20 protein-coding genes are annotated in these 21,421 nt (G+C 67.7%); 13 read left to right on the plus strand and 7 right to left on the minus strand.

Annotated features, from left to right (window positions below; all coding sequences use genetic code 11):
- Positions 1-63: 63 nt before the first annotated feature.
- Both ABDW31_RS02310 and ABDW31_RS02315 read left to right on the plus strand, forming a co-directional pair.
- The gene (locus ABDW31_RS02310) at positions 64-2,577 is read left to right on the plus strand and encodes a TonB-dependent receptor (RefSeq protein ID WP_184716402.1); all 2,514 of its coding nucleotides are present in this window, start codon (positions 64-66) and stop codon (positions 2,575-2,577) included.
- A gap of 236 nt (positions 2,578-2,813) precedes the next feature.
- Positions 2,814-5,237, plus strand: coding sequence for a M20/M25/M40 family metallo-hydrolase (locus ABDW31_RS02315; protein ID WP_184716400.1), 2,424 nt, complete (start codon positions 2,814-2,816; stop codon positions 5,235-5,237).
- Between the two features lies 1 nt (position 5,238).
- On the opposite strand, the gene ABDW31_RS02320 is transcribed toward ABDW31_RS02315, so the two are convergent.
- The 7 genes from ABDW31_RS02320 to ABDW31_RS02350 all read right to left on the minus strand — a co-directional run bounded on the left by ABDW31_RS02320 (position 5,239) and on the right by ABDW31_RS02350 (position 11,698).
- Positions 5,239-7,128, minus strand: coding sequence for an AMP-binding protein (locus tag ABDW31_RS02320; RefSeq protein ID WP_343698257.1), 1,890 nt, complete (start codon positions 7,126-7,128; stop codon positions 5,239-5,241).
- Positions 7,129-7,240: 112 nt separating this feature from the next.
- On the minus strand, positions 7,241-7,675 hold the full coding sequence (locus ABDW31_RS02325) for a DUF6491 family protein (protein WP_184716396.1): 435 nt from the start codon (positions 7,673-7,675) through the stop codon (positions 7,241-7,243).
- A gap of 67 nt (positions 7,676-7,742) precedes the next feature.
- Positions 7,743-7,925, minus strand: a complete 183-nt coding sequence (locus tag ABDW31_RS02330; RefSeq protein ID WP_047413801.1) for a DUF3606 domain-containing protein — start codon at positions 7,923-7,925, stop codon at positions 7,743-7,745.
- On the minus strand, positions 7,925-8,086 hold the full coding sequence (locus ABDW31_RS02335; RefSeq protein ID WP_184716394.1) for a hypothetical protein: 162 nt from the start codon (positions 8,084-8,086) through the stop codon (positions 7,925-7,927). The genes ABDW31_RS02330 and ABDW31_RS02335 overlap by 1 nt, the downstream gene beginning before the upstream one ends.
- A 687-nt stretch (positions 8,087-8,773) precedes the next feature.
- Positions 8,774-9,475 (minus strand): hypothetical protein, encoded by a 702-nt coding sequence (locus ABDW31_RS02340; RefSeq protein ID WP_184716392.1) that lies wholly within the window; start codon positions 9,473-9,475, stop codon positions 8,774-8,776.
- 158 nt (positions 9,476-9,633) lie between these two features.
- Positions 9,634-11,073 carry an aldehyde dehydrogenase family protein gene (locus ABDW31_RS02345; RefSeq protein WP_184716390.1) on the minus strand — a complete coding sequence of 480 codons (1,440 nt, stop codon included), beginning with the start codon at positions 11,071-11,073 and terminating at the stop codon, positions 9,634-9,636.
- Between the two features lie 154 nt (positions 11,074-11,227).
- Positions 11,228-11,698 (minus strand): NUDIX domain-containing protein, encoded by a 471-nt coding sequence (locus ABDW31_RS02350; RefSeq protein ID WP_184716388.1) that lies wholly within the window; start codon positions 11,696-11,698, stop codon positions 11,228-11,230.
- A gap of 25 nt (positions 11,699-11,723) precedes the next feature.
- On the opposite strand from ABDW31_RS02350, the gene ABDW31_RS02355 reads away from it, so the two are divergent.
- From ABDW31_RS02355 to ahpF, 11 genes are all read left to right on the plus strand, one after another.
- A complete protein-coding gene (locus ABDW31_RS02355) occupies positions 11,724-11,867 on the plus strand; it encodes a hypothetical protein (protein WP_184724272.1) in 144 nt (47 codons plus the stop codon).
- A gap of 6 nt (positions 11,868-11,873) precedes the next feature.
- Complete coding sequence (locus tag ABDW31_RS02360) at positions 11,874-12,626, plus strand: SDR family oxidoreductase (protein ID WP_184716386.1); 753 nt, start codon at positions 11,874-11,876, stop codon at positions 12,624-12,626.
- A 34-nt stretch (positions 12,627-12,660) separates the two neighbouring features.
- On the plus strand, positions 12,661-13,053 hold the full coding sequence (gene folB / locus ABDW31_RS02365) for a dihydroneopterin aldolase (protein WP_184723618.1): 393 nt from the start codon (positions 12,661-12,663) through the stop codon (positions 13,051-13,053).
- Between the two features lie 3 nt (positions 13,054-13,056).
- A complete protein-coding gene (locus ABDW31_RS02370; RefSeq protein WP_184716384.1) occupies positions 13,057-13,608 on the plus strand; it encodes a hypothetical protein in 552 nt (183 codons plus the stop codon).
- Between the two features lie 129 nt (positions 13,609-13,737).
- Positions 13,738-14,109 (plus strand): DUF4870 family protein, encoded by a 372-nt coding sequence (locus ABDW31_RS02375; protein WP_184716382.1) that lies wholly within the window; start codon positions 13,738-13,740, stop codon positions 14,107-14,109.
- Between the two features lie 2 nt (positions 14,110-14,111).
- Positions 14,112-14,525, plus strand: a complete 414-nt coding sequence (locus ABDW31_RS02380) for a hypothetical protein (RefSeq protein ID WP_184716380.1) — start codon at positions 14,112-14,114, stop codon at positions 14,523-14,525.
- A gap of 182 nt (positions 14,526-14,707) precedes the next feature.
- On the plus strand, positions 14,708-15,706 hold the full coding sequence (locus ABDW31_RS02385; protein ID WP_184716378.1) for a tetratricopeptide repeat protein: 999 nt from the start codon (positions 14,708-14,710) through the stop codon (positions 15,704-15,706).
- A 331-nt stretch (positions 15,707-16,037) separates the two neighbouring features.
- Complete coding sequence (locus tag ABDW31_RS02390; RefSeq protein ID WP_184716376.1) at positions 16,038-17,939, plus strand: hypothetical protein; 1,902 nt, start codon at positions 16,038-16,040, stop codon at positions 17,937-17,939.
- Positions 17,940-17,964: 25 nt separating this feature from the next.
- Entirely contained in the window at positions 17,965-18,987 is a 1,023-nt protein-coding gene (locus ABDW31_RS02395) for an oxidoreductase (protein WP_184716374.1), read from the plus strand.
- A gap of 127 nt (positions 18,988-19,114) precedes the next feature.
- Positions 19,115-19,678 (plus strand): alkyl hydroperoxide reductase subunit C, encoded by a 564-nt coding sequence (gene ahpC, locus ABDW31_RS02400; protein ID WP_184716372.1) that lies wholly within the window; start codon positions 19,115-19,117, stop codon positions 19,676-19,678.
- Positions 19,679-19,821: 143 nt separating this feature from the next.
- Positions 19,822-21,402, plus strand: a complete 1,581-nt coding sequence (ahpF, locus tag ABDW31_RS02405) for an alkyl hydroperoxide reductase subunit F (RefSeq protein ID WP_184716370.1) — start codon at positions 19,822-19,824, stop codon at positions 21,400-21,402.
- Positions 21,403-21,421 lie beyond the last annotated feature (19 nt).

A 21,421-nucleotide genomic window follows, 5' to 3' on the forward strand; every position in this document is an offset into this window, starting at 1 on the left:
AACCAACGAAAAACAGGTCGGGGGCGGGCAAGCGCACTCGGCTACAACAAACCGAGGTAGGAAATGCGCTTCAACCAGGTGCTTTGCGGCACTGCGTCCGCTGTTGTCCTCGCCGGTCTCGGCGCCACGAGCGCCGCCCAGGCCCAGGCGCAGGACATCCCAACCATCGACAGCATCGTCGTCACCGCCCAGAAGCGGGAACAGAACCTGCAGGACGTGCCGGTGGTGGTCACCGCCGTCGGCGCCAAGCTGCTGCAGGACACCGGCGTCCGCGACATCAAGGACCTGACGATCCTGACGCCCGGCCTGACCGTGACCTCGACCACGTCGGAAGCCTCGACCACCGCCCGCGTCCGCGGCATCGGCACCGTCGGCGACAACCCGGGCCTGGAGAGCTCGGTCGGTATCGTGATCGACGGCGTCTATCGTCCCCGCAACGGCGTCTCGTTCGGCGACCTGGGCGAGATGGACCGCATTGAAGTGCTGAAGGGCCCGCAAGGCACCCTGTTCGGCAAGAATACCTCGGCCGGCGTCATCAACATCGTGACCAAGGAGCCGTCGTTCGAGTTCGGCGGCGAAGCCGAGCTGGTCTACGGCAACTACGACGCCAAGGGCGCGTCGCTGTCGGTCACCGGCCCGATCGCCGGCGACAAGATGGCCGGTCGCATCTATTTCGCCGCCCGTGAGCGTGACGGCTTCAACAAGGTCGTCACCGGCAAAGGCCCCAGCGACCGCGACCAGGACGCCGATCAGGGCTTCTACACCGTGCGGGGCCAGCTACTGTTCATTCCGGACGATCGCGCCACCTTCAAGGTCATCGCCGACTACACCAAGCGCGACGAAAACTGCTGCGGCGCCGTGCAGATCCGCACCGGTCCGACCGCGGCCATCCTGGGCCTGATCAACGGCGGCCCGGCCCTGGCGACCACCGCCGATCCCTTCGCCCGCGTGGCCTATTCCAACCGCGGCGCGCCGTCGTCGGTCGAGGACAAGGGCGTCTCGCTGGAAGGCAATATCGACTTCGACTGGGGCACCCTGACCTCGATCTCGGCCATTCGCGACTGGCGCACCGACAACGGCCAGGACTCGGACTTCACCACCGCCGACATCACCTATCGCAACAAGGACGGCACGAACTACTCGCAGTTCCGGACCTATACCCAGGAACTGCGCCTGGCCGGCAAGGCCGGCAAGCTGGACTGGCTGGTCGGCACCTTCCTGGCCGACGAGCGCCTGGAAACCCGCGCCAACTTCCTGTTCGGTCGTGACTACGAACAGTATCTGGGCCGCCTCCTGTCGCGCTCGGCGGCCAACCCGGCCGGCATCGCCAACTTCGTCTCGGCCCTGACCGGCCGCGCCCCGAACACCACCTTCACGGCGGGCCAGGGCCTGTACGACCGCTACAGCCAGCGCTCGACCACGATCTCGCTCTTCACCAACAACACCTACCAGTTCACCGAGGCCTTCGGGATCACCGCCGGCCTGCGCTACGGCGAAGAGAAGAAGGACCTCTTCACCTACCAGACCAATTCGGACGGCGGCATCGGCTGCGGCACGGCGCTCTCGCCCGCCGGCCAGGCCCGCATCGCCGGCATCGTCGGCGCGGCGGCCACCCCGACCGTCATCGGCAACCTGTGCCTGCCCTGGGCCAACCCGCTGTTCCACAACCGCAGCACCAACCAGACCCGCACGGACAAGGAATGGTCGGGCACGATCAAGGCCGCCTACCGCTTCTCGCCGGAAGTGATGAGCTACGCCTCGTTCGCTCGCGGCTACAAGGGCGGCGGCTTCAACCTGGACCGCACCCAGTCGTCGAACGGCCTGCCCTCGGGCGGCAATGGCGTCACGCCGATCTACGACACCTCGTTCCCGGCCGAGTTCGTCGACAGCTATGAAGTCGGCCTGAAGAACACCCTGTTCAACCGCACGGTGCTCTTCAACATCACCGGCTTCTACCAGAAGTTCGAGGACTTCCAGCTGAACACCTTCCTGGGCACCTCGTTCGCCGTGCGCTCGATCCCGGAAGTGACCTCCAAGGGTATCGACGCCGACTTCCTGTGGTTCACGCCGGTTCGCGGCCTGACCGTCCAGAGCGGCTTCACCTACGCCAAGACCGAATACGGCAAGGACGCGGTGCCGAACGATCCGACCAACGCCTTGGCCCTGCTGCCGGGCAGCCGGATGTCGCTGGCCCCGCTCTACTCGGCCTCGGGCTCGGTCACCTATGAGACCGCCGTCGGCACGGGCATGAAGGCGCGCTTCAACCTGGGGGCCAAGTATTCGTCCAGCTACAACACCGGTTCGGACCTGTTCCCGCCCAAGATCCAGAAGGGCTTCACGGTCGTGAACGGCCGCGTGGGCCTGGGCGCGGAAGACGACAAGTGGATGCTGGAGCTGTGGGCCCAGAACCTGCTGAACGAGAAGTACATGCAGGTCGGCTTCAACGGCCCGCTGCAAGGCTCCTCGGGCCTCAGCGCGACGCAGGCGACCTATGTCCCCGCCAACGACACCAACACCTACGACGCGTTCCTGGGCGCGCCGCGGACCTACGGCGTGACCCTGCGCTCGAAGTTCTAGTCAAACCGGGAGGGGGGAACCGGCGGGCCTTCGAGGCCTGCCGGCTTTCGGAAGAGGGAAAGGGGCGATCCGGGCGACCGGGTCGCCCCTTTCTTTTGCCCTCGCCTTTTTGCCCGAGCTTGATCCCCGCTTTTCTCTGAGCCCCTCTTTTTTCTAAAGGCCTGGGGCTTTCGGATCGGGCCGCATCACCTCAGCATGGGCGTGGGGGACTTTCTCGACGTCGGAGACCGCGGCCCATGAAGACGATCCGCTTCCTCGGATTCTGGATCTGCCTCGTGATCGGCCTGGCGCTGGGCGCCTGGAGCCAGAGGCCGCCTGCGCCCGTCGCCGCCACCGCGCCACTGACCGACTTCTCGGCCATGCGGGCCATGGCCGATGTCGACGCCATCGCCCGCGCGCCGCACCCGACCGGCTCGGCCGAGATCGCCAAGGTGCGCGACCACCTGCTCAGCCGCATGACCGAGCTTGGCCTGGAGGTTTCTGTCCGCGTCGGCGAGGGCTTCCGCCCCTATTCCAGCGACGGCCGCGCCCTGGGCGTGGCGGCGGTGCAGAACCTGGTGAGCGTACTGCCGGGCCAGGACCGCACCCTGCCGGCCATCCTGGTGATGAGCCACTATGACTCGGTCCACAACTCGCCCGGCGCCGCCGACGATGCGGCGGGCGCAGCCGCGGCGCTCGAGATCGCCCGCGCCCTGAAGGCCGGGCCGCAGCCGGTCCGCGACGTCATCTTCCTGTTCACCGACGCCGAGGAGCCGGGCCTGCTGGGCGCCGACGCCTTCTTCAACCGCGACCCGACGCTGGAGCGGGTGGGCCTGGTGGTGAACATGGAGGCCCGGGGCGACGCGGGCCGCGCGGCCATGTTCCAGACCGGCCCGCAGAACGGGGCGCTGATGAGCGTCTTCGCCCGCGCCGCCAAGGGGCCGTCGGCCAATTCGATGGCCTCGACCGTCTACGAGAAGATGCCCAACGACACCGATTTCACCCACGCGGTGAAGCGGGGTCTGCCGGGGCTGAACCTGGCCTTCATCGACAACCAGCTGGCCTATCACACGCCGCTGGCCCGCCCCGATCATCTGGACAAGGGCAGCCTGCAGCACATGGGCGACCAGACCCTGCCCACGGTGCGGGCCTTGGCCGACGCCCGCGAGCTGCCGGCCCGGACGCCGAACGCCATCTATTCGGACGTGCTGGGCCTGTTCCTGGTCAGCTATCCGCCGGTCGTGGGCTGGTTGCTGCTGGTCCTCGCCGCCGGCCTGATCGCCTTCACCGCTTGGCGCGCCCTGGCCGGACGCGGCACCAGCGGCTGGGAGATCGCCCGCGGCATGGCCGGCCTGATGCTGATCGCGGCCAGCGCGGCCCTGGTCCTGCATCTGGCGGGGCGGATGCTGATGGTCACCGACGTCCAGCGCTATTACGGCCTGCTGACCCGCTTCGATCAGATGCTGTGGGGCGCAGGCCTGACCGCCGTCGCCGCCGGCCTGGCCGTCGCCACCGCCCAGGCGCGGGGCGCGGCCCGGATGATCCCGGCGATCATCGCCCTGGCCCTGGGCGGGGCGTGCAGCCTGGCCGGCGGCTTCGACCCGATCGGCCTGGGACTGGGCGTCGCCACCTGCGTGCTGGCCATCGCCGCCCTGGGCTTCCGGACCTATGTGCTGGGCGCCTGGATCGGCGGGATGATCGTGCTGCTGATCCTCAGCATCGTCGCCCAGGTCCTGGCCCCCGGCGCGACCGTGATGCTGACCTGGCCGTTGCTGATCGCCGCCATCGGCGCGGCCTTGGTCATCGGCGTCGGCGGCACGCGCGACAAGCGGGTGGCCTTGGCCCTGACCTTCGCCGTCGGCCTGCTGGCCGTGCTGTCGACCGCTCAGCTCAGCGCCTGGGGCGCCTGGACCTTCGCGGGCCTCGGCGTGACCATGCCGGCGATCATGGCCGCCTTCGCCATGCTGGCCGCCCCAGCCCTGTCGCCCCTGGCCCATGACTTCGCCGCCACCCGCTGGGCCTGGCGCGCCGCCGGCGTGCTGGCCATTGCCGGCCTGGCCCTGATCGCCAACGCCGCGCGGCTGGGCGGCGACGCCGCGCGGCCGGGCATCACCCAGGCCCTGCATCTGGCCGACCTCTCGACCGGCAAGGCCTGGCGCATCGCCGACCAGCCGCGCCTGGACGCCTGGACCAAGGCCGTGCTGCCCGACGACGGCGGCTCCAAGCCCGCCCAACAGGCCCTGGCCCCGTTCTGGAGCAAGCCGGTCTGGATGTCGGAGACCCGCCCCGCCCCGGTCGAGGCGCCGCACCTGACCGTCGACCGTATCGAGAACCGCCTGCTGGTCCGCCTGATCCCCGCGCCTGGCGCCGAGCTGGTCAGCATCCGCCTGCGCCCCAGCAGCGAGCTGACCTCGCCCCGCTTGAACGGCCGGCCGATCACCCTGAAAACGGAGGCCGACAAGTGGTCGGGCGTCACCTATCACGCCCCCGATCCGAACGGCGTGACGCTCAGCTTCACGATTGAAGGCGAGGGTCCCGGCAAGATCCAGGTCGCCGCGCTCGAATATCACGAGGGCTGGCCCGAAGAGGCCAAGGCCCCGCCGGCCAAGCCGCCCGAACTGATGGCCTTCGACATGTCCGATAAGACCGCCGTGCTGGTGCGCAGCGGAATGAAGTGGTGATCTAGACCGCGAACACCGCCTCGCCCGGCGTCTTGGCATACAGCGCCTCGACCCGGTCGGCGCGGCGTTCCAGCGCCGCGCGCTGGTTGACGTAGCCCTTGTCGGTGATTTCCCCGGCGTCGATCGACGGGGGCTCGGTCAGGATCGTGAAGCGGGCCACCCGACGCGACGAGCCGCCGGCCGCGGCGTTGAACGCGCCCAACCGGTCGCGGACAATGGCGACCAGCTTCTCCAGCGGCGTGCCTGGCCCCTGATCAGCGACCAGCGCCGCCAAGCCGGCCGGCGAGGGCCACAGCATGGCGCCGATGAAGCCCTTGTCCTGGCCGGTGATCACCGCGTCGTGGATATAGGGGCTGCAGGCGGCGACGATGTCGGGCCGCAGCACGCCGACGCTGACCCAGGTGCCGCTGTCCAGCTTGAAGTCCTCGGTCACCCGGCCGTCGAACACCAGGCCCTTGGCCGGGTCCTCGGGATCGACGAACCGCGCCGCATCGCCCAGCTTGTAGAAGCCTTCCTCGTCGAAGGCCGCGGCGGTCTTTTCCGGATCCTTGTGGTAGCCGGCCGCCACCGTCGGCCCCTTGACCCGCACCTCGTACTTCGAGCCGTTTGGGGCCAGCTTCAGCTGGATGCCTGGCAGCGGCAGGCCGACCAGCCCGACCCGCTCGGTGATCCAGTGGGTGACGGTGATGCCTTGTGTCTCGGTCGCGCCGTACATGGTTGTCAGGGGGATGCGATGGCCGGTCTCGGCGACCGCAAGCGCCTGCAGCCGCTCATAGACGTCGTTGGACAGCGTCGCCCCGCCATAGCCCATGTAGCGCAGGTTCTTGAAGAACGAGGCCCGCAGGGTGGGGTCGTTCTCCATGGCCTCGGCCAGCATCGAGAAGGCGATCGGGGCCGAGCCGAACACGATCGGCGAGACCTCGTACAGGTTCTTGATCGTGGTCTCGAACATGCCCGGCAGCGGCTTGCCCTCATCGATATGCAAGGTGCCGCCAGCCCACAGCGTGCCGTTGAAGCTGATATTGCCGGCCGAGATATGGCTCCAGGGCATCCATTCCAGGCTCTGGGGGACCTCGCCGGCCTCGGGCTCGTCCAGCTTCAGACCATCCTGGCCGGCGATCACGCCCGCCATCATGCCGTGGGTCTGGGGCACGGCCTTGGGCATGCCGGTCGAGCCGGAGGTGAAGAGATACTTGGCCACCGTCGCCGGGCCCACGGCCTCACGCGACTCCGCCACGGCCGCCGTGGGCTCAGTCGCAGCGATGTCGGCGAACGGGATCGCCCCCGCGCCGGTCCCGTCGACCGTGATCACCGCGATGGTCGGGTCGATGGCCTTCAGGGCCTCCAGCGCCTTGGCGAACAGCGCCCCGCTCTGGGCGAAGACGACGCGCGGCGCCACCCGCTCGAAACAGTGCTTGAGCTTGGCGTGGTCGGTCGAGATCAGGCTGTAGGCCGGGCTGATCGGCGCGGCCGGGACGCCGGCGGTATAGGCGCCCAGGGTCATCAGGGCGTGCTCGATTGAGTTGCCCGACAGGATCATCACGCTGTCGCCGGCCTTCAGACCACGATCCAGCAGCCATTGGGCCACGCCCTCGACCGCCCGCAGCGCCTGGCCGTAGCTGACGCCGCGCCAGGGCCCGTGGCCCGGTTCGCGCTGCTTGATGTAGGGCCGCTCGCCGTGCTCGCCGGCCTTTTGCGCCAGCAGATGGGCGATCGAACGCGGCCCCTCGCCCGGCGGATGGTTGGAGGTGATGACGATGGTCCCGTCGCCGCGCCGCTCGACGGTCACGTCGGGACCCTTCATCGGCAGCGGCTTGAACGGGATGCCCTGAGTATTTGGGGCAGTAGGCGAAGCGTCGCGCGAGGGCGACGCGCCATCCGGCGGCGTCATGGTCTCACTCCCTCAGATTATATCTCGTTGGGAGTGACGGTAGCGGAAACGGGGCGCCCGGCAAGGTTGCCGTTCGGGGAAGCAGCCCCTTGCCGGAAACGAAAGTCGGCGCTTAGCGCGCCGACAGCTTCGCCAGTTCGCCCGAGGTCAGGCGCTTCACGCCGGTCACCCGGCACTGCTTGTCGCCGGCGCTGGTGCTGACGATCAGCTGGGCGCCTTCACCCGGGCAGATCATCTCGCTGCCGTTCGCGTTCATCGACAGGCGCTCGGCCTGGGCCAGGGCGCCGCAGTCGCCGGTCAGCTTCATCGTGTAGACGCCGCTGTTGGCCGACTGGATGTACAGGGTCTGCGGGCCCGAGCGGTTGACGCCTGCGATGGTCTTGCCGCTGAAGCAGCGCGCGGCCGTGGCCGTCTCGGGGCTGCCGCTGGGATAGGCCTGGAGCTGAGCGTTGAAGTCGAACACCTGCGGCGGGGCCGGGTTGTTCTGAGCAGCGGCCGGCAGCGACATCAGAGCCAGTGCGGCGACAGTGAGGAAAGCGGCCTTCATAGTCTGTCTCCACCCAGGGTTTGGCCGGAGCGTAACCGAAGAACCGCGATCGCAAAAGCGTCTGCGATCAGCGCTTCTTGCCCAGCTCCGCCGCGATGTCCTTGGTCATGCGGCCGACCTTGCGGTGGGCGGCGGTGATCTGGTCGCGGGTCACGCCCCAGCGCTTCATCCAGTACTCGACGGCCTGACGCTCAGAGAGGTCCAGACGGTCCTTGTCGATGAAGCCGCGCTTGTCCTTCAGCCCGGCCATCAGCGGCTCCCCCACGGACGCGAGTCGCCCGAGGCGATGCGGTTGGCCTGCTGGCGCTGGAACTTGCCCCCGCGCGGGGCCTGGGGCCGGGCGTCGAGCGCGGCTTGCTTCAGGCGCAGGGCTTTCTGCATCGGGGTTTCGACTGGGGTTTCGGTGGTCATGAGCGGGAGCCTAGCACAGACACACGCCCTCTGCCTCACGCGGCGCGCCGCTGAAGGGATGAAAGGGACACGGAGCGCCCGGGCGACGCCCGGAGGTTGGAATAGGAAGTACCGTTTCGACGAAGCCGGGCGCTCCGCGTAGTCCGTTATCCGGTGAGCCCTCAAAACGCGGGGTCTTAACCCGCTTTCGAAAGAGGCCCCCGACGGGCGGGCCAGGGCGACGACCCCGGTCCCGGACCGCCCGGGCGATTTCAGCCCAGGCCTGCCGCGTCCGCCGAACCCTCGCCGCCAGAGCTTCGTCCTGTGTTTCAAGGAACCTGCCGCTGGATCCGTCGCGAAGGCGTCTCCGAAGAGACCCCGACAAGCGCTCCCCGCTCGACCACCCCTGACAGCCGCCACGATCGCCGGCCGGACGTCCCTTTCGCGCCATCAGGTGAGGAAGAGTATGGAGCGGGGTTGAGCGCGGAGGATGCAGCGCGGTGTAAAATCGACAAGCGATTGATTTCGTGAAGGTCTAGATCACCAACACCGGGAATTGGGCGGCGCCAATCCCCGCGCAGATGCTCCCCCGCGATGCGGGGGAGCTGTCGCGGAGCGACTGAGGGGGCAGGTGCTGCGGCGGCCGAGCTAGCCCCCTCCGGCCCTCCGGGCCGCCTCCCCCGCATCGCGGGGGAGGATCCACTTGCCCTAATTCACAGGATCAGGAAAGGAAGAGATCAAGCGGTACGAAACTCGAGTATTCGATGCTTCAACAATCTCGATCCGGACTCCCTTGAAGCCAATGGTGTTGCCATCTTTCAGGTCGTACTGCACATCCTGAGAAAATGACGGCCTAGCATAGTCCCCGGAAAATTCCCGGTAGAGAAATTTCAAAGTCTCACCAGACCTACCGTTGTAAATCAATTCCTGACGGAAATTGGGGGCGTCAACGTCAGTCACTCGAATTGGCGTGACCTCAGGAGTAGGCTTAAAGTTGCTTTTGCATTTTCCGGTCTGGAAAAACCCTCGGACGTAAGTTGGATCACCTTTCTTCGTGCAAATCCCACCTGCCATGTAAGGCGAGGTTCCGAGCATTGCATCATAGACCGTCATCTTATCCGAATAATAATACGTGTACGAAGCATCCGACTGCTTTGCTCGTAGGCGCCCCGGAGCGATCGTAAATTTCTTTAGTAAAACTCCATCGCCCCAAGTCACTTCGTTCTTGAGAAGCAGACCATCAAACGTGGTAATCTTGCCTTTCTCGACGATCGTGTCGCCAAGTTCAGCCTGAGCTACGCCCCCCAACGCAGGCCGATCTACGATGTCGACACGCGGCATAACCGACTGCGTACTCGCGCATGCCGTTAAGCCCAATGCACACAAAGCAATAAATGTATATCTGAGCATGTGTCCTCCCCTTCCAACCACGAAGAGTAGAGGCGACGCGCGAACTTCACCATATGCGAGTGCGCAATTTGAGTTCGCGCCATAAGCGATCAAGCATGAAAAAGGGCGGAGCCTCGCGGCCCCGCCCTCTCAGTTGCTAGCTCGGTGGAAGCGAAGCCCTACTCCGCCGCCGCCTTCGCTGCGTAGCCCAGGATCGCCTTGGTCTCGAGGAATTCCCCGAAGGCATGGTCGCCCCACTCGCGGCCGTTGCCGCTCATCTTGTAGCCGCCGAAGGGGGCCATCAGGTCGGTGCTGGCGCCGTTGAGGTTGACCTGGCCGGCGCGCAGACGGCTGGCCACCTTGCGGACGTTGTCCTGGTCGCCGCCCGAGATGTAGGCCGCCAGGCCGTACTCGGTGTCGTTGCCGACGGTGACGGCTTCATCGACGCTGTCGTAGCCCAGGATCGAGACCACCGGGCCGAAGATCTCTTCCTTGGCGATGGTCATCTCGTTGGTGACGTTGGCGAAGATGGTCGGCTTGACATAGTAGCCCTTGTCCAGACCTTCCGGGCGGCCGACGCCGCCGGTGACCAGGGTGGCGCCTTCGTCGATGCCCTTCTGGATCAGGCCCTGGATCTTGTTCCACTGGGTCTCGGAGACCACCGGGCCCATCTTGTGGTTGCCATTGGGATCACCAACCGTGTGGCTCTCGGCTGCGGCCTTGGCGATGGCGATCACCTCGTCCATGCGCTGGCCGGGGACCAGCATGCGCGTCGGGGCGTTGCACGACTGGCCTGAGTTCATCATCACCGAGGCCACGCCGCCGCCGACGGCGCGCTGGAAGTCGGCGTCGTCGAGGATGATGTTGGGGCTCTTGCCGCCCAGCTCCTGGTGCACGCGCTTGACGGTCGGGGCGGCGTTCTTGGCCACCTCGATGCCGGCGCGGGTCGAGCCGGTGAACGAGACCATGTCCACTTCCGGGTGACTGGACAGGGCCGCGCCGACCGTGGGGCCATCTCCATTGACCAGGTTATAGACGCCGGCCGGAACGCCGGCGGCGTGCATGATCTCGGTCCAGATATAGCCGCTGAACGGCGCGATCTCGGAGGGCTTGAGCACCATGGTGCAGCCGGTGGCGATGGCCGGGCCGACCTTGCAGGCGATCTGGTTGACCGGCCAGTTCCACGGCGTGATGAAGCCGCAGACGCCGATCGGCTCCTTGACGATGCGGGTCGTGCCGCGGTCTTCCTCGAACTTGTAGTCCTTCAGCACCGCCACCGCGGTCTGGACGTGACCGATGCCCATGGCGGCCTGGGCGCGCTGGGCCAGCCAGGCCGGGGCGCCCATCTCTTCGGTGATGGCTTTCGCCATGTCCTCGAAGCGCTTCTGGTACTCGGCGATGATGCGCTCGAGGATGTCGATGCGCTCTTCGCGGCTAGTCTGGCTGAAGGTCTCGAACGCCTTGCGGGCGGCGCGGACGGCCTTGTCGACATCGGCCTCCGAGCCCAGCGAGATCTTGCCGGCGACGCCTTCGGTGGCCGGGTTGATGACGTCCAGGGTCTTGGACGCGACGGGATCGACCCAGGCGCCGTCGATATAGAACTTGGTGTACTCGCGCATGCCGTGCTCCTGCCCTCGGATGGTGGGACCCGCTCTAGTTGGCCCCCATGGGGGTGGGGAAGTGGCGGGCGGTTTCAAACAGCCATTTAATGTTATCGGCGTTCAGGGGGGAAGCCTTCCCATAGGGCTGCCGGCCAGAAACTGGTCCAGAAACTCACCACATCGGATCGGGATCGGCCCCGCCCAGCGCCTCGGCCAGGCGACGACGGGTGGCTGGCGTGGTCTCGTCCGGCAGGTCGGCAGGGTCGAACCAGCCAACGGCGTGGATCTCGCCCGCGGCGTCCGACGGGCACGGCTCCCAGGCCTCGACGCGATAGACCAGCACGTGGTCGCCGGGATGCAGCACCTCGTTGCTGTGGGCTGAAACCAGGCGCGGGCGCGACAAGGCCTGCACCCCGGCCTCCTCGGCCAGTTCGCGGATCACGGCGGTCTCGGCCGTCTCGCCGCGCTCGACCCCGCCGCCGGGCAGGTACCAGCCCTTGATGTAGGTGTGCTGGATCAGCAGGACCTTGCCGTCCGCGTCGGTGACCACCGCCCGCACGCCCAGGGTCAGGCCCCGCGTCATCCGGAAGAAGGCATAGACCAGCGGGCGGGTAAACGGTTCGATGCGACGGCGCCAGAGCATGGCCCCGTTCTAGCGCGCCGCGCGCTTGCGGTCAGCGGCCACGGACGCTAAAGCCGCAGCACCTGTTCTCTCTCTTCGGAGCCGCGCCATGCTGGCCATCGGTGTCATCGTCATTTTCCTGGGCGTCATCCTGACCCTGAACCTCGTCGAGTTCGGCCGCATCGACTAACTGACGATGGCGCGCGGTACGGCCCTGGTCACCGGCGCAGGACGCCGGATCGGCCAGGCCCTGGCCCTGGAGGCCGCGCGCGCCGGCTATGATATCGCCGTCCATGTTCGCAGTTCGCATGACGAGGCGCACGAGACGGCAGACGCGGTCCAGGCGCTGGGCCGCCGCGCGACCGTGGTCGCCGCCGACCTCGCCGACGAAACCGCTGTCCGGGGCCTGATCCCCGCCGCGACCGCCGCGCTCGGCCCCGTGACCCTGCTGGTCAACAGCGCCTCGGCCTTCCAGGACGACCGCGTCGGCGCCCTCGCCCGCGACACCTGGGACCTCCACCTCGAGACCAATCTGCGCGCGCCGATCGTGCTGGCCGAGACCTTCGCGGCGGCCCTGCCCGAGGACGCTTCCGGCCTGGTGGTCAACATCGTCGACCAGCGCGTCTGGCGGCCCAATCCGCAGTTCTTCAGCTACACCCTGGCCAAGGCCGGGCTGTGGTGGGCGACCCAGACCCTGGCCCAGGCCCTGGCGCCGCGCGTGAGGGTCAACGCCATCGGTCCCGGCCCCACCCTGCCCTCGGTGCACCAGGCCCCCGGCGAGTTCGAGGCCGAGGCCGCGGGGGTGCTGTTGCAGCGCCGCGCCACGCCCGATGAGGTCGCTGGCGCCCTGCGCTATCTGATTGACGCAACGTCGGTCACGGGCCAGATGATCGCCGTGGACGGCGGCCAGCACCTGGGCTGGAAGACGCCCGACATCGTCGCCCCCTAGGAGGCCACCGTTGGCCGCTTCGCCGCTTACCGACATCGCTCCCCAAGGCCTGGGACCGCAGACCCTCGCCAAGGTCATCGTGACCAAGGTCTTCGTCCGCGGCCTGAAGGTCGACGCCGAGATCGGCGTCTATGACCACGAGCACGGCCGCGCCCAACCGCTGATCGTCGATGTCGAACTGGACATCGCCGCCAACCACTTCGAGCGCCTGGGCGACACGGTGAACTACGAGAAGGTCGGCGAGGCCGCCCGCGCCATCGCCGCCGAGGGCCATGTCGACCTGGTCGAGACCTTCGCCGAACGCCTGGCCCAGGCCTGCTTCTTCGACCCCCGCGTCACCCGCGCCCGGGTGCGGGTGGAAAAGCCCCTGGCCCTGGCCCCGCACGCGGCCGCCGCCGGCGTCGAGATCACCGCCGTCCGGAGCTAAACGGTGGAAGTCTCGCACAGCGCCCGGATCGCCCCCTTCCAGCCCGAGACGGTCTGGACGCTGGACGCCGGGACGCTGACCGAGACCCGGGGCCGGATCGAGCGCCGCTTCCCGCTGTCGGCCCTGACCCGCTATCGCTTGGCGGCCGCAAAAGACGGCGGCAATCGCCGCGTCCTGACCCTGAACTTCGGCCGCGCCAAGGTGGTGATGACCTCGCAGAGCTATGCGGGCCCCGGCCGCTATGAAGACCGCCTGCCAGCCTTCTCGACACTGGCCCGCGCCATCGCCGCCGTCGGCGCCGATCTCGCCCCTCGCGCCGGCTTCGGCGTCGCCCGCCTGCAGGCGCGTACGGCCCTGACCTGGGTCATGGGCCTGCTGGCGCTTGGGGCCGTGGCGATGCTGCTGTTTTCCCTGACCGCCGGCATGGCGGGCGTCGGCCTCGACATGGCCGCGCGGATGAGCTTCGTGCTGCTGCTGATGGTGGCCGCCCTGCCCTGGCTGGGCCGCGGCGCCGACTTCGATCCGCACGACCCGCCCAGCGACCTGCTGCCGTAGACGGAAGGTCTCCCTGCAGCGCGGGCGGCATTACCGATCCGTCATCGATAATCGATTACAACACCTTCATTTGCATCGCACCCAAAAGGGCGCGAGCATTGGTCAACCGTTGTTCCATAAGGACCCGAAGTGACCGATCCGACCGTAGACCCCGCCGTGCCGCCGCGCCTGCAGGACGACAAGACCCTGCCCGGCGTCGTCTATGGCCTGCACATCGCCGGTCTCGTCACCGGCGGCCTGACCACGCTGATCGGGGCGATCATCGCCTATGTCAGCCGCAAGGACGCCCCGGAGTGGCTGACCAGCCATTACGAGTTCCAGATTCGCACCTTCTGGCTGGCGATGCTGTTCGGCATCGTCGCCCTGCTGCTGACCCCGGTCGGCATCGGCGTCGTGCTGCTGCCCGCCGTCGGGATCTGGGTTGTGGTGCGCTGCGTTGTCGGCCTCTCGAACCTCCTCAAGGGCCAGCCCTATCCGACCCCGAAGAACTGGATGCTCTGACCATGACTGACACCGCCGCCATCACCCCGCCGACCGAAACGCGCGCCGAAGAGGACAAGGTCCTGCCGGCTGTCGTCTATGGCCTTTATCTGCTGGGCTTCACCAACGGCCTGACCTTCGTCATCGGCCTGATCGTGGCCTATGTGAACCGCGACCAGGCCGGGCCGATCAACCAGAGCCACTACACCTTCGCGATCCGCACCTTCTGGCTCTCGATCGCCTGGTTCCTGATCGGCGCCGTCCTGCTGGCCTTCGGAATCCCGCTGATCGTGCTGGCCATCGGCATCCCGATGATCGCGATCGGCGGCCTGATCATGGGCGCAGTCAGCATCTGGTTCGTCGTCCGCTGCATCATGGGCATCGTGTACCTGGTGCGTGGAGAGGCCTATCCGCGCCCGCGCGCCTGGCTGATTTAAAGGCAAACGCCGCGCCAGGCGCCCAACCCGGCGTCATTCGAGGACCCTTGGCGCGCCCACCTTCCCCTGCCGGTTGAGACGGCTCGACGGAAACCAGACCGTGCGCTGATCTGCGCGGCCTGGCGAAGGAGAGCCCTGGGGAGGGTCTTTCTTCTACTCGGGACAACGTCTGGGGGGACGTGATGTTGGCGCGACTGGTCGGGATCGTCTTGGGGGTGATCCTGGCGACATCGGGATATGCGGCCGCGGACTGGGGCCCTCTTTGGGGGCCATTGGGGGACTGGGCCAAGCATCTCGATCTCGGACCGTTCGAGCCGCATCGCCCGATCGCCGGGATGGCGGCGGCGATCGTGGGCGGGGGGCTCGTGATCGCCGCCCTGCTGCCCGGGAAGCGCAAGGCTCGCGCCAAGCCGCTGGCCCTGGGCCAGGAGCCCGATGTACGCTGGATCCCCTATGGCCAGCCGGTTCCGCCGCTTGCGCCGCCCCAGCCCCAACCTCGCCCCCAGCCCGAGCCCCAAGCCATCTCCGCGCCTGTTCCGCCCCCAACCGCACCCGCACCAAACGCGGCGCCGCCCCCGCCACCCCAGCCGCCGACCTTCGCCGAGCTGCGCGTCCGCCTGGTAACGGCCGCCCGCACCGAGGCCTGGGCCGAGGGCGCGCGCGTGCTGATGGCGATGAAGAGCGCCGCCAGGACGGACGAGGACAAGGCCTTGTTCCACCGCGACCTGGGAGACTTCGCGCACGGCCAGGGCCGGATGGACGACGCCGGCGACGCCTATGAGAACGCCGTGTCCTACGCCCGCCAGGTCCGCCACGACCGGCCCACCGACGACACCGTCGAGCTCCTGGCCGGCGCGCTGTGCGGCGTGGGCGACGTGGCCGAGGCCGAGGGCCGGCTGGACGTGGCCCTGTCGGCCTTCGAGGAAGCGCTGGCCCTGCGCCGCTCGCGCGGCGGCCGAGAGTCCGGTGATCCAGGCGCCCAGCGGGCCCTGTCGGTGAACCTCGAACGCCTGGCCGACCTGCGTGAGGACCGCGGCCACCGGATGCGCGCCCTGGACCTCTACCGCGAAAGCTACGACATCGCCGGCCGCCTCGCCGTCGCCGACCCGGCCCGCTTCGGCCCGGACCTGGTCGCGACGCGCACGCGCCTGAACGAGCTGGAAGCGAAGATCGCGGAATAGCCAGGAGACCCCTCTCTCATAGAGAGAGGGATGGGCCCACGCCGTCAGGCGTGGGAGGGTGAGAGGTTGCACCGCTAGCCGGCGAGATCCCAGCCTTTCGACGAGCGTCTTGGCGGCCCGCGCCGCGCTCTATTCTGCGAGATTGTAACCTCTCACCCTCCCACCGCTGCGCGGCGGGCCCCTCCCTCTCTCTATGAGAGAGGGATTTTCAAGAGCACGGCCCAAAACTTCCATATGTTGGGATTCTATTTCATTATTTGATTGAAAGTGGCCTGACCAATCGATAACGTCCCGACGTGAGCGCTTAAGCGCCGTCTGGGAGGTCTTGGGAATGATCCGGAATTCAGTGCGCCTGCTGACGGTGCTCGCGGCCTTGGCAGGTCCGGCGACCGCCCTCGCCGAGGCGCCGCCCGCGCCGCTCAACATGCGTGACGCGGCCAAGAACGCCGCCGCCGACGCCAGCTTCGACCGCCAGGACACCGAGCGCTTCAACCACGAGGCCGGTCAGTTGCGCGAACTGGGCGCGACCCAGATGAACATCACCAAGGGCCTGCCGATCGCCCGGTTCGAACTGGACAAGGACGATCCCTATCCCGGCTGGTTCACCCACCATATCGCGCTGTTCAAGGTGTTCCCGCCCGCGGCGCTGCAGCCCTACATGGACATGACCTACGCCCGCCGGCTGCAGAAGCTGATCGGCGCGCGCTGCCAGGCGATCGCCGGCAATGGCCTGACCGCCACCTGGACCGCCAATGAGCCGACCGTCCTGCCCGAGGACTTCTTCGTCGCCCATCCGGAATATCGCGGGCCGCGCATCGACCAGATCACCCGCTCGCGGAAGATCTATTTCGCCGCCAATGTCGACCATCCCGACGTGCTGGCCATGTATCGCGAAGCGACCGGCAAGCTCTTGGACCTGTGCCCGCAGATCGACACCTTCATCTGGGTGACCACCGACGCCGGCTCGGGCTTTGGCTGGAATCCGGGCCTCTATCCCGGCGCCAACGGCAATACGGACGGCTTCGGCAAGCCACTGGCCAACCGCGTGGTCAGCTTCATGACCAACATCCAGCAGGCCGCCGCCGCCAAGGGCAAGACGGTGCGGATCAACATCAACCAGATCGAACCGCGCCGCTGGATGATCCCGACCTTCGGTCCCGACACCGAGGCCAATATCGTGCGCCAGCTGCCGCCGGGTCTGGCCGTCAACGGCAAGGAAGGTCCGGACGGCAAGCGCTTCGACACCGGCGTGCAACGGCCCGGCGATGGTCCGTTCAGCCCGATCGCCGGCCTGGTCGTGCCCAGCTTCGCGCCCATCAAGCCCAGCACCAGCCCGCGCAAGGGCTTCGACCTGGGCTCGCCGGAAGCCGCCGCCTTCAACTATCGCCTGGCCAAGTCGACCAAGGACCAGCCGATGGATGATCGCCTGAAACGTCTGGCCGCCCTGCACCGCTTCGCGGTCAGCGAGGTCGGCGAGGCCCAGGCCGGAAACCTGCTGGAGGCCTGGGAAGCCCTGGACCGGGTGGCCCTGCTGATGCAGCCGCTCGACTTCGGCGGCATGCTGAAGTTCGGCCACGTGCTGAACCGCTGGCTGGAACGGCCGATGGTGCCCTACCCCGCCGAGCTGACCGAAGCCGAGACCGTCGCCTGGAAGCCCTATCTGTTCCAGGCCCGCGGTGAGGCCCAGGCGACGAACCTGGCCGATATCCAGGCCATGCGCATGTACGAAGGCTGGGGCGCGCGCCTGCTGTTCCAGCAGACCATCGACGTGGCCATCCCCCAGGCCGAGAAGGCCAAGGCCATCTTTGAAGGCATCGCCGCCAGCCGTCCGGACGCCGCCTCGCGCGCCGAGTGGGACCTGACCGCCAAGCGCACCCAGGCCCTGATCTACCTGCTGCGCTCGGCCGACAACATGGTCGAGTACCAGGCCCAGCTGGACCGGGTGACCGCCATCGGCGCCAAGCCGGAAGAGAACCCCGTGCTGGGCGTCCAGGCCGACTGGGCCCGCGCCGACCTGATGAACCTGGCCCGCAGCGAGATCGACACCGCCGTGGCCATGGAAAAGCTGCTGGCCAGCACGGACGGCAAGATCCTGGAAGCGGCTCCGACCACGACCGAGGAATACGCCCTGCGCCTGGGTCCGAACGTCCGTGAAAACCTGCGCCAGAAGATCAAGACCATGAACGCCCACTGGCGCGACTACGATCGGATGTTCACCATCCCGAATCCGTAAGGCTTGCGCTCCCAGGAGAGGCTTCGTGACACGATCCCTGAACGTCGCCCTCCTGGGATACGGCATGGCCGGCAAGGTGTTCCACGCCCCGCTGATCCGCGCCACGTCGGGCCTGTCCCTCAAAACCGTGGTCACCTCGCGCGCAGCCCAGGTCGCCGCTGACCATCCCGGTGTTGCGGTCGCTGCCGACATCGCTGCGGCCCTGGCCGATCCGGCCATCGACCTGGTGATCGTCGCCACGCCCGACGCCGTCCATGCCGAGCACGCCCGCGCGGCGCTGAGCGCCGGCAAGGCGGTGCTGATCGACAAGCCATTCGCCACCCGCCTGGACGACGCCAAGGCCCTGGCCGAACAGGCGCGGGAAGCCGGCCTGCTGCTCAGCGTGTTCCACAACCGCCGCTGGGACAGCGATTTTCTCACCGTCCGCCAGCTGATCGCCGATGGCGCCCTGGGCCGGGTGACCCAGTTCGAATCCCGCTTCGACCGCTTCCGCCCCGTGGTCGCCGACCAGTGGAAGGAAAAGCCCGGGGCCGGCAGCTGGTTGAACCTGGGCCCGCACGTGGTCGACCAGGCCCTGCAGCTGTTCGGCATGCCGCTGGGCGTCTATGCCGACTTCGCCATCCAGAAGGACGGCGGCCAGGCGATCGACTACTGCCATGTGCTGCTGCGCTACGAACGGCTGCGGGTGGTGCTGCAGGCTGGCTCGCTGGTCCCGGCCAACGATCTGCGCTTCGCGGTCCACGGGACCGGCGGCAGTTTCATCAAGCACGGGCTGGACCCGCAGGAGGCGGCCCTGGCGGCCGGCGGGATCCCTGGCGGCGAAGGCTGGGGCGTCGATCCGCGCCCGGGCGTGCTCACGAGGGTCGCGGGCGGCCAGGCCCCGTTCGACAGCCTGCCCGGCGACTATCCGGCCTTCTACGCCCGTCTGCGCGACGCGCTGAACGGCGAAGGCGAAAACCCGTCGAACCCGCAGGACGCCCTGGCGACCATGACGGTCATGGACCTGGCCATGCGCAGCGCCGAGGCGCGTCGAGAGGTTGAGCCGTAGGATCGAAGCCGCCTTCGTCCGGGACCGTCACTATAAATCCACTCTATTCCCTCCAGAAGATTTATCAATTTGATCGATCGGGTCGCACCCCGTAAGACAGCGCCATCCTTTCCAGACGGAGCGCTCCATGTCGCTGATCAACACCGAGATCAAACCCTTCACCGCCCAGGCCTTCAAGGACGGCAAGTTCATCACGGTCAGCGACAGCGACGTGAAGGGCAAGTGGGCGATCTTCTTCTTCTACCCCGCCGACTTCACCTTCGTCTGCCCGACCGAGCTGGAAGACCTGGCCGACAACTACGCCACGCTGCAAGGCATGGGCGTGGAAGTGTACTCGGTCTCGACCGACACCCACTTCTCGCACAAGGCCTGGCACGACAGCTCGCCGGCCATCGGCAAGATCAAATATACCATGCTGGGCGACCCGTCGGGTGAAGTGACCAACAACTTCGGCGTCATGCGCGCTGGCCAAGGCCTGGCCGACCGCGGCACCTTCCTGGTCGACCCGCAAGGCGTCATCCAGTTCATGGAAGTCACCGCCGAAGGCATCGGTCGCAACGCCGCCGAACTGGTCCGCAAGGTCAAGGCCGCCCAGTACGTGGCCTCGCACCCGGGCGAAGTCTGCCCGGCCAAGTGGGAAGAGGGTGAAAAGACCCTGGCTCCCTCGCTCGACCTCGTCGGCAAGATCTAAGCTTTAGCGTACCCCGCGCCGCCGCCCGCCCCCGGAGATCCTTCCGGGTGCGGAACGGGCGGCGGCGCACCTCCGTTGAAATTCCCAAGCCTGTAGCGCCCGGCCTCGCCGGCGCTTGCCCTCTCACGCCTATTGGAGCCACCATGTTGGACGCCGGCCTAAAGACCCAGCTGACCCAGTATCTGCAGAACCTGCGCCAACCGATCGAACTCGTCGCCTCGCTGGACGACAGCAAGGGCTCGACCGAGATGAAGGCCCTGCTGGAAGACATCGTCTCGACCTCGGACAAGGTCCGCGTCAATTTCGCCGGGACCGACGCGCGCAAGCCGTCGTTCACGATCGAGCGCGCCGCGAAGGACGCCAGCGTGCGCTTCGCCGGCCTGCCGCTGGGTCACGAGTTCACCTCGCTGGTGCTGGCCCTGCTGCACGTCGGCGGCCACCCGCCGCGCCTGGACGCCGAGGTCATCGAGCGCATCAAGGGCCTGGAGGGCGAGTACCGCTTCGAGACCTATTTCTCGCAATCCTGCCAGAACTGCCCGGACGTCGTGCAGGCGCTGAACACCATGAGCGCCCTGAACCCGCGCATCAGCCACGTCGCCATCGACGGCGCCCTGTTCAAGGACGAGGTCGAAGCCCGTCAGGTCATGGCCGTGCCGACCATCCTGCTGAACGGCCAACCCTTCGGGCAAGGCCGCATGGAGGTCGAGCAGATCCTGGCCAAGCTGGACACCGGCGCCGCCGACCGCATGGCCGAGAAGATCAAGACCAAGGACGCCTTCGACGTTCTCGTTATCGGTGGGGGCCCCGCTGGGGCCGCCGCGGCCATCTACGCCGCCCGCAAGGGCATCCGCACGGGCGTCGCGGCCGAGCGCTTCGGTGGCCAGGTGCTGGACACCATGGCCATCGAGAACTTCATCTCGGTCACCCACACCGAGGGTCCCAAGCTGGCCACGGCGCTAGAGCAGCACGTCAAGGAATACGAAGTCGACGTGATGAACCTGCAGAAGGCGACCGGCCTGGTCCCGGCCAAGACGGTCGGCGGCCTGCATGAGGTCAAGCTGGAGAACGGCGCGTCGCTGAAGGCCCGCACGGTCATCCTGTCGACCGGCGCCCGCTGGCGGAACGTCAACGTGCCCGGCGAGGCCGAGTACAAGAACAAGGGCGTGGCCTATTGCCCGCACTGCGACGGTCCGCTGTTCAAGGGCAAGCGCGTGGCGGTGATCGGCGGCGGCAACAGCGGCGTCGAGGCGGCCATCGACCTGGCCGGCATCGTGGCCCACGTGACGCTGATCGAGTTCGACAGCCAGCTGCGCGCCGACGCCGTCTTGCAACGCAAGCTGGCCAGCCTGCCGAACGTCAAGATCGTCACCTCGGCCATGACCACCGAGATCCACGGCGACGGCGGCAAGGTGTCGGGCCTGAGCTACAAGGACCGCAACAGCGACGCGACCCACCGCGTCGACCTGGAAGGCGTGTTCGTGCAGATTGGCCTGGTGCCCAACACCGAGTGGCTGAAGGACAGCGGCGTGGCCTTGTCGAACCGTGGCGAGATCGAAGTCGACTATCGCGGCGAGACCTCGATCCCGGGCGTCTTCGGCGCGGGGGATGCGACCACCACGCCGTACAAGCAGATCATCATCGCCATGGGCGAGGGTTCGAAGGCCTCGCTGTCGGCGTTCGACTACCTGATCCGCCTGCCGGCGGAGGAGGCCGTCGCCGCATAACACCGGCTGACGTCAAACC

This window comes from Caulobacter sp. (assembly GCF_039596335.1).
Taxonomy (GTDB): domain Bacteria; phylum Pseudomonadota; class Alphaproteobacteria; order Caulobacterales; family Caulobacteraceae; genus Caulobacter.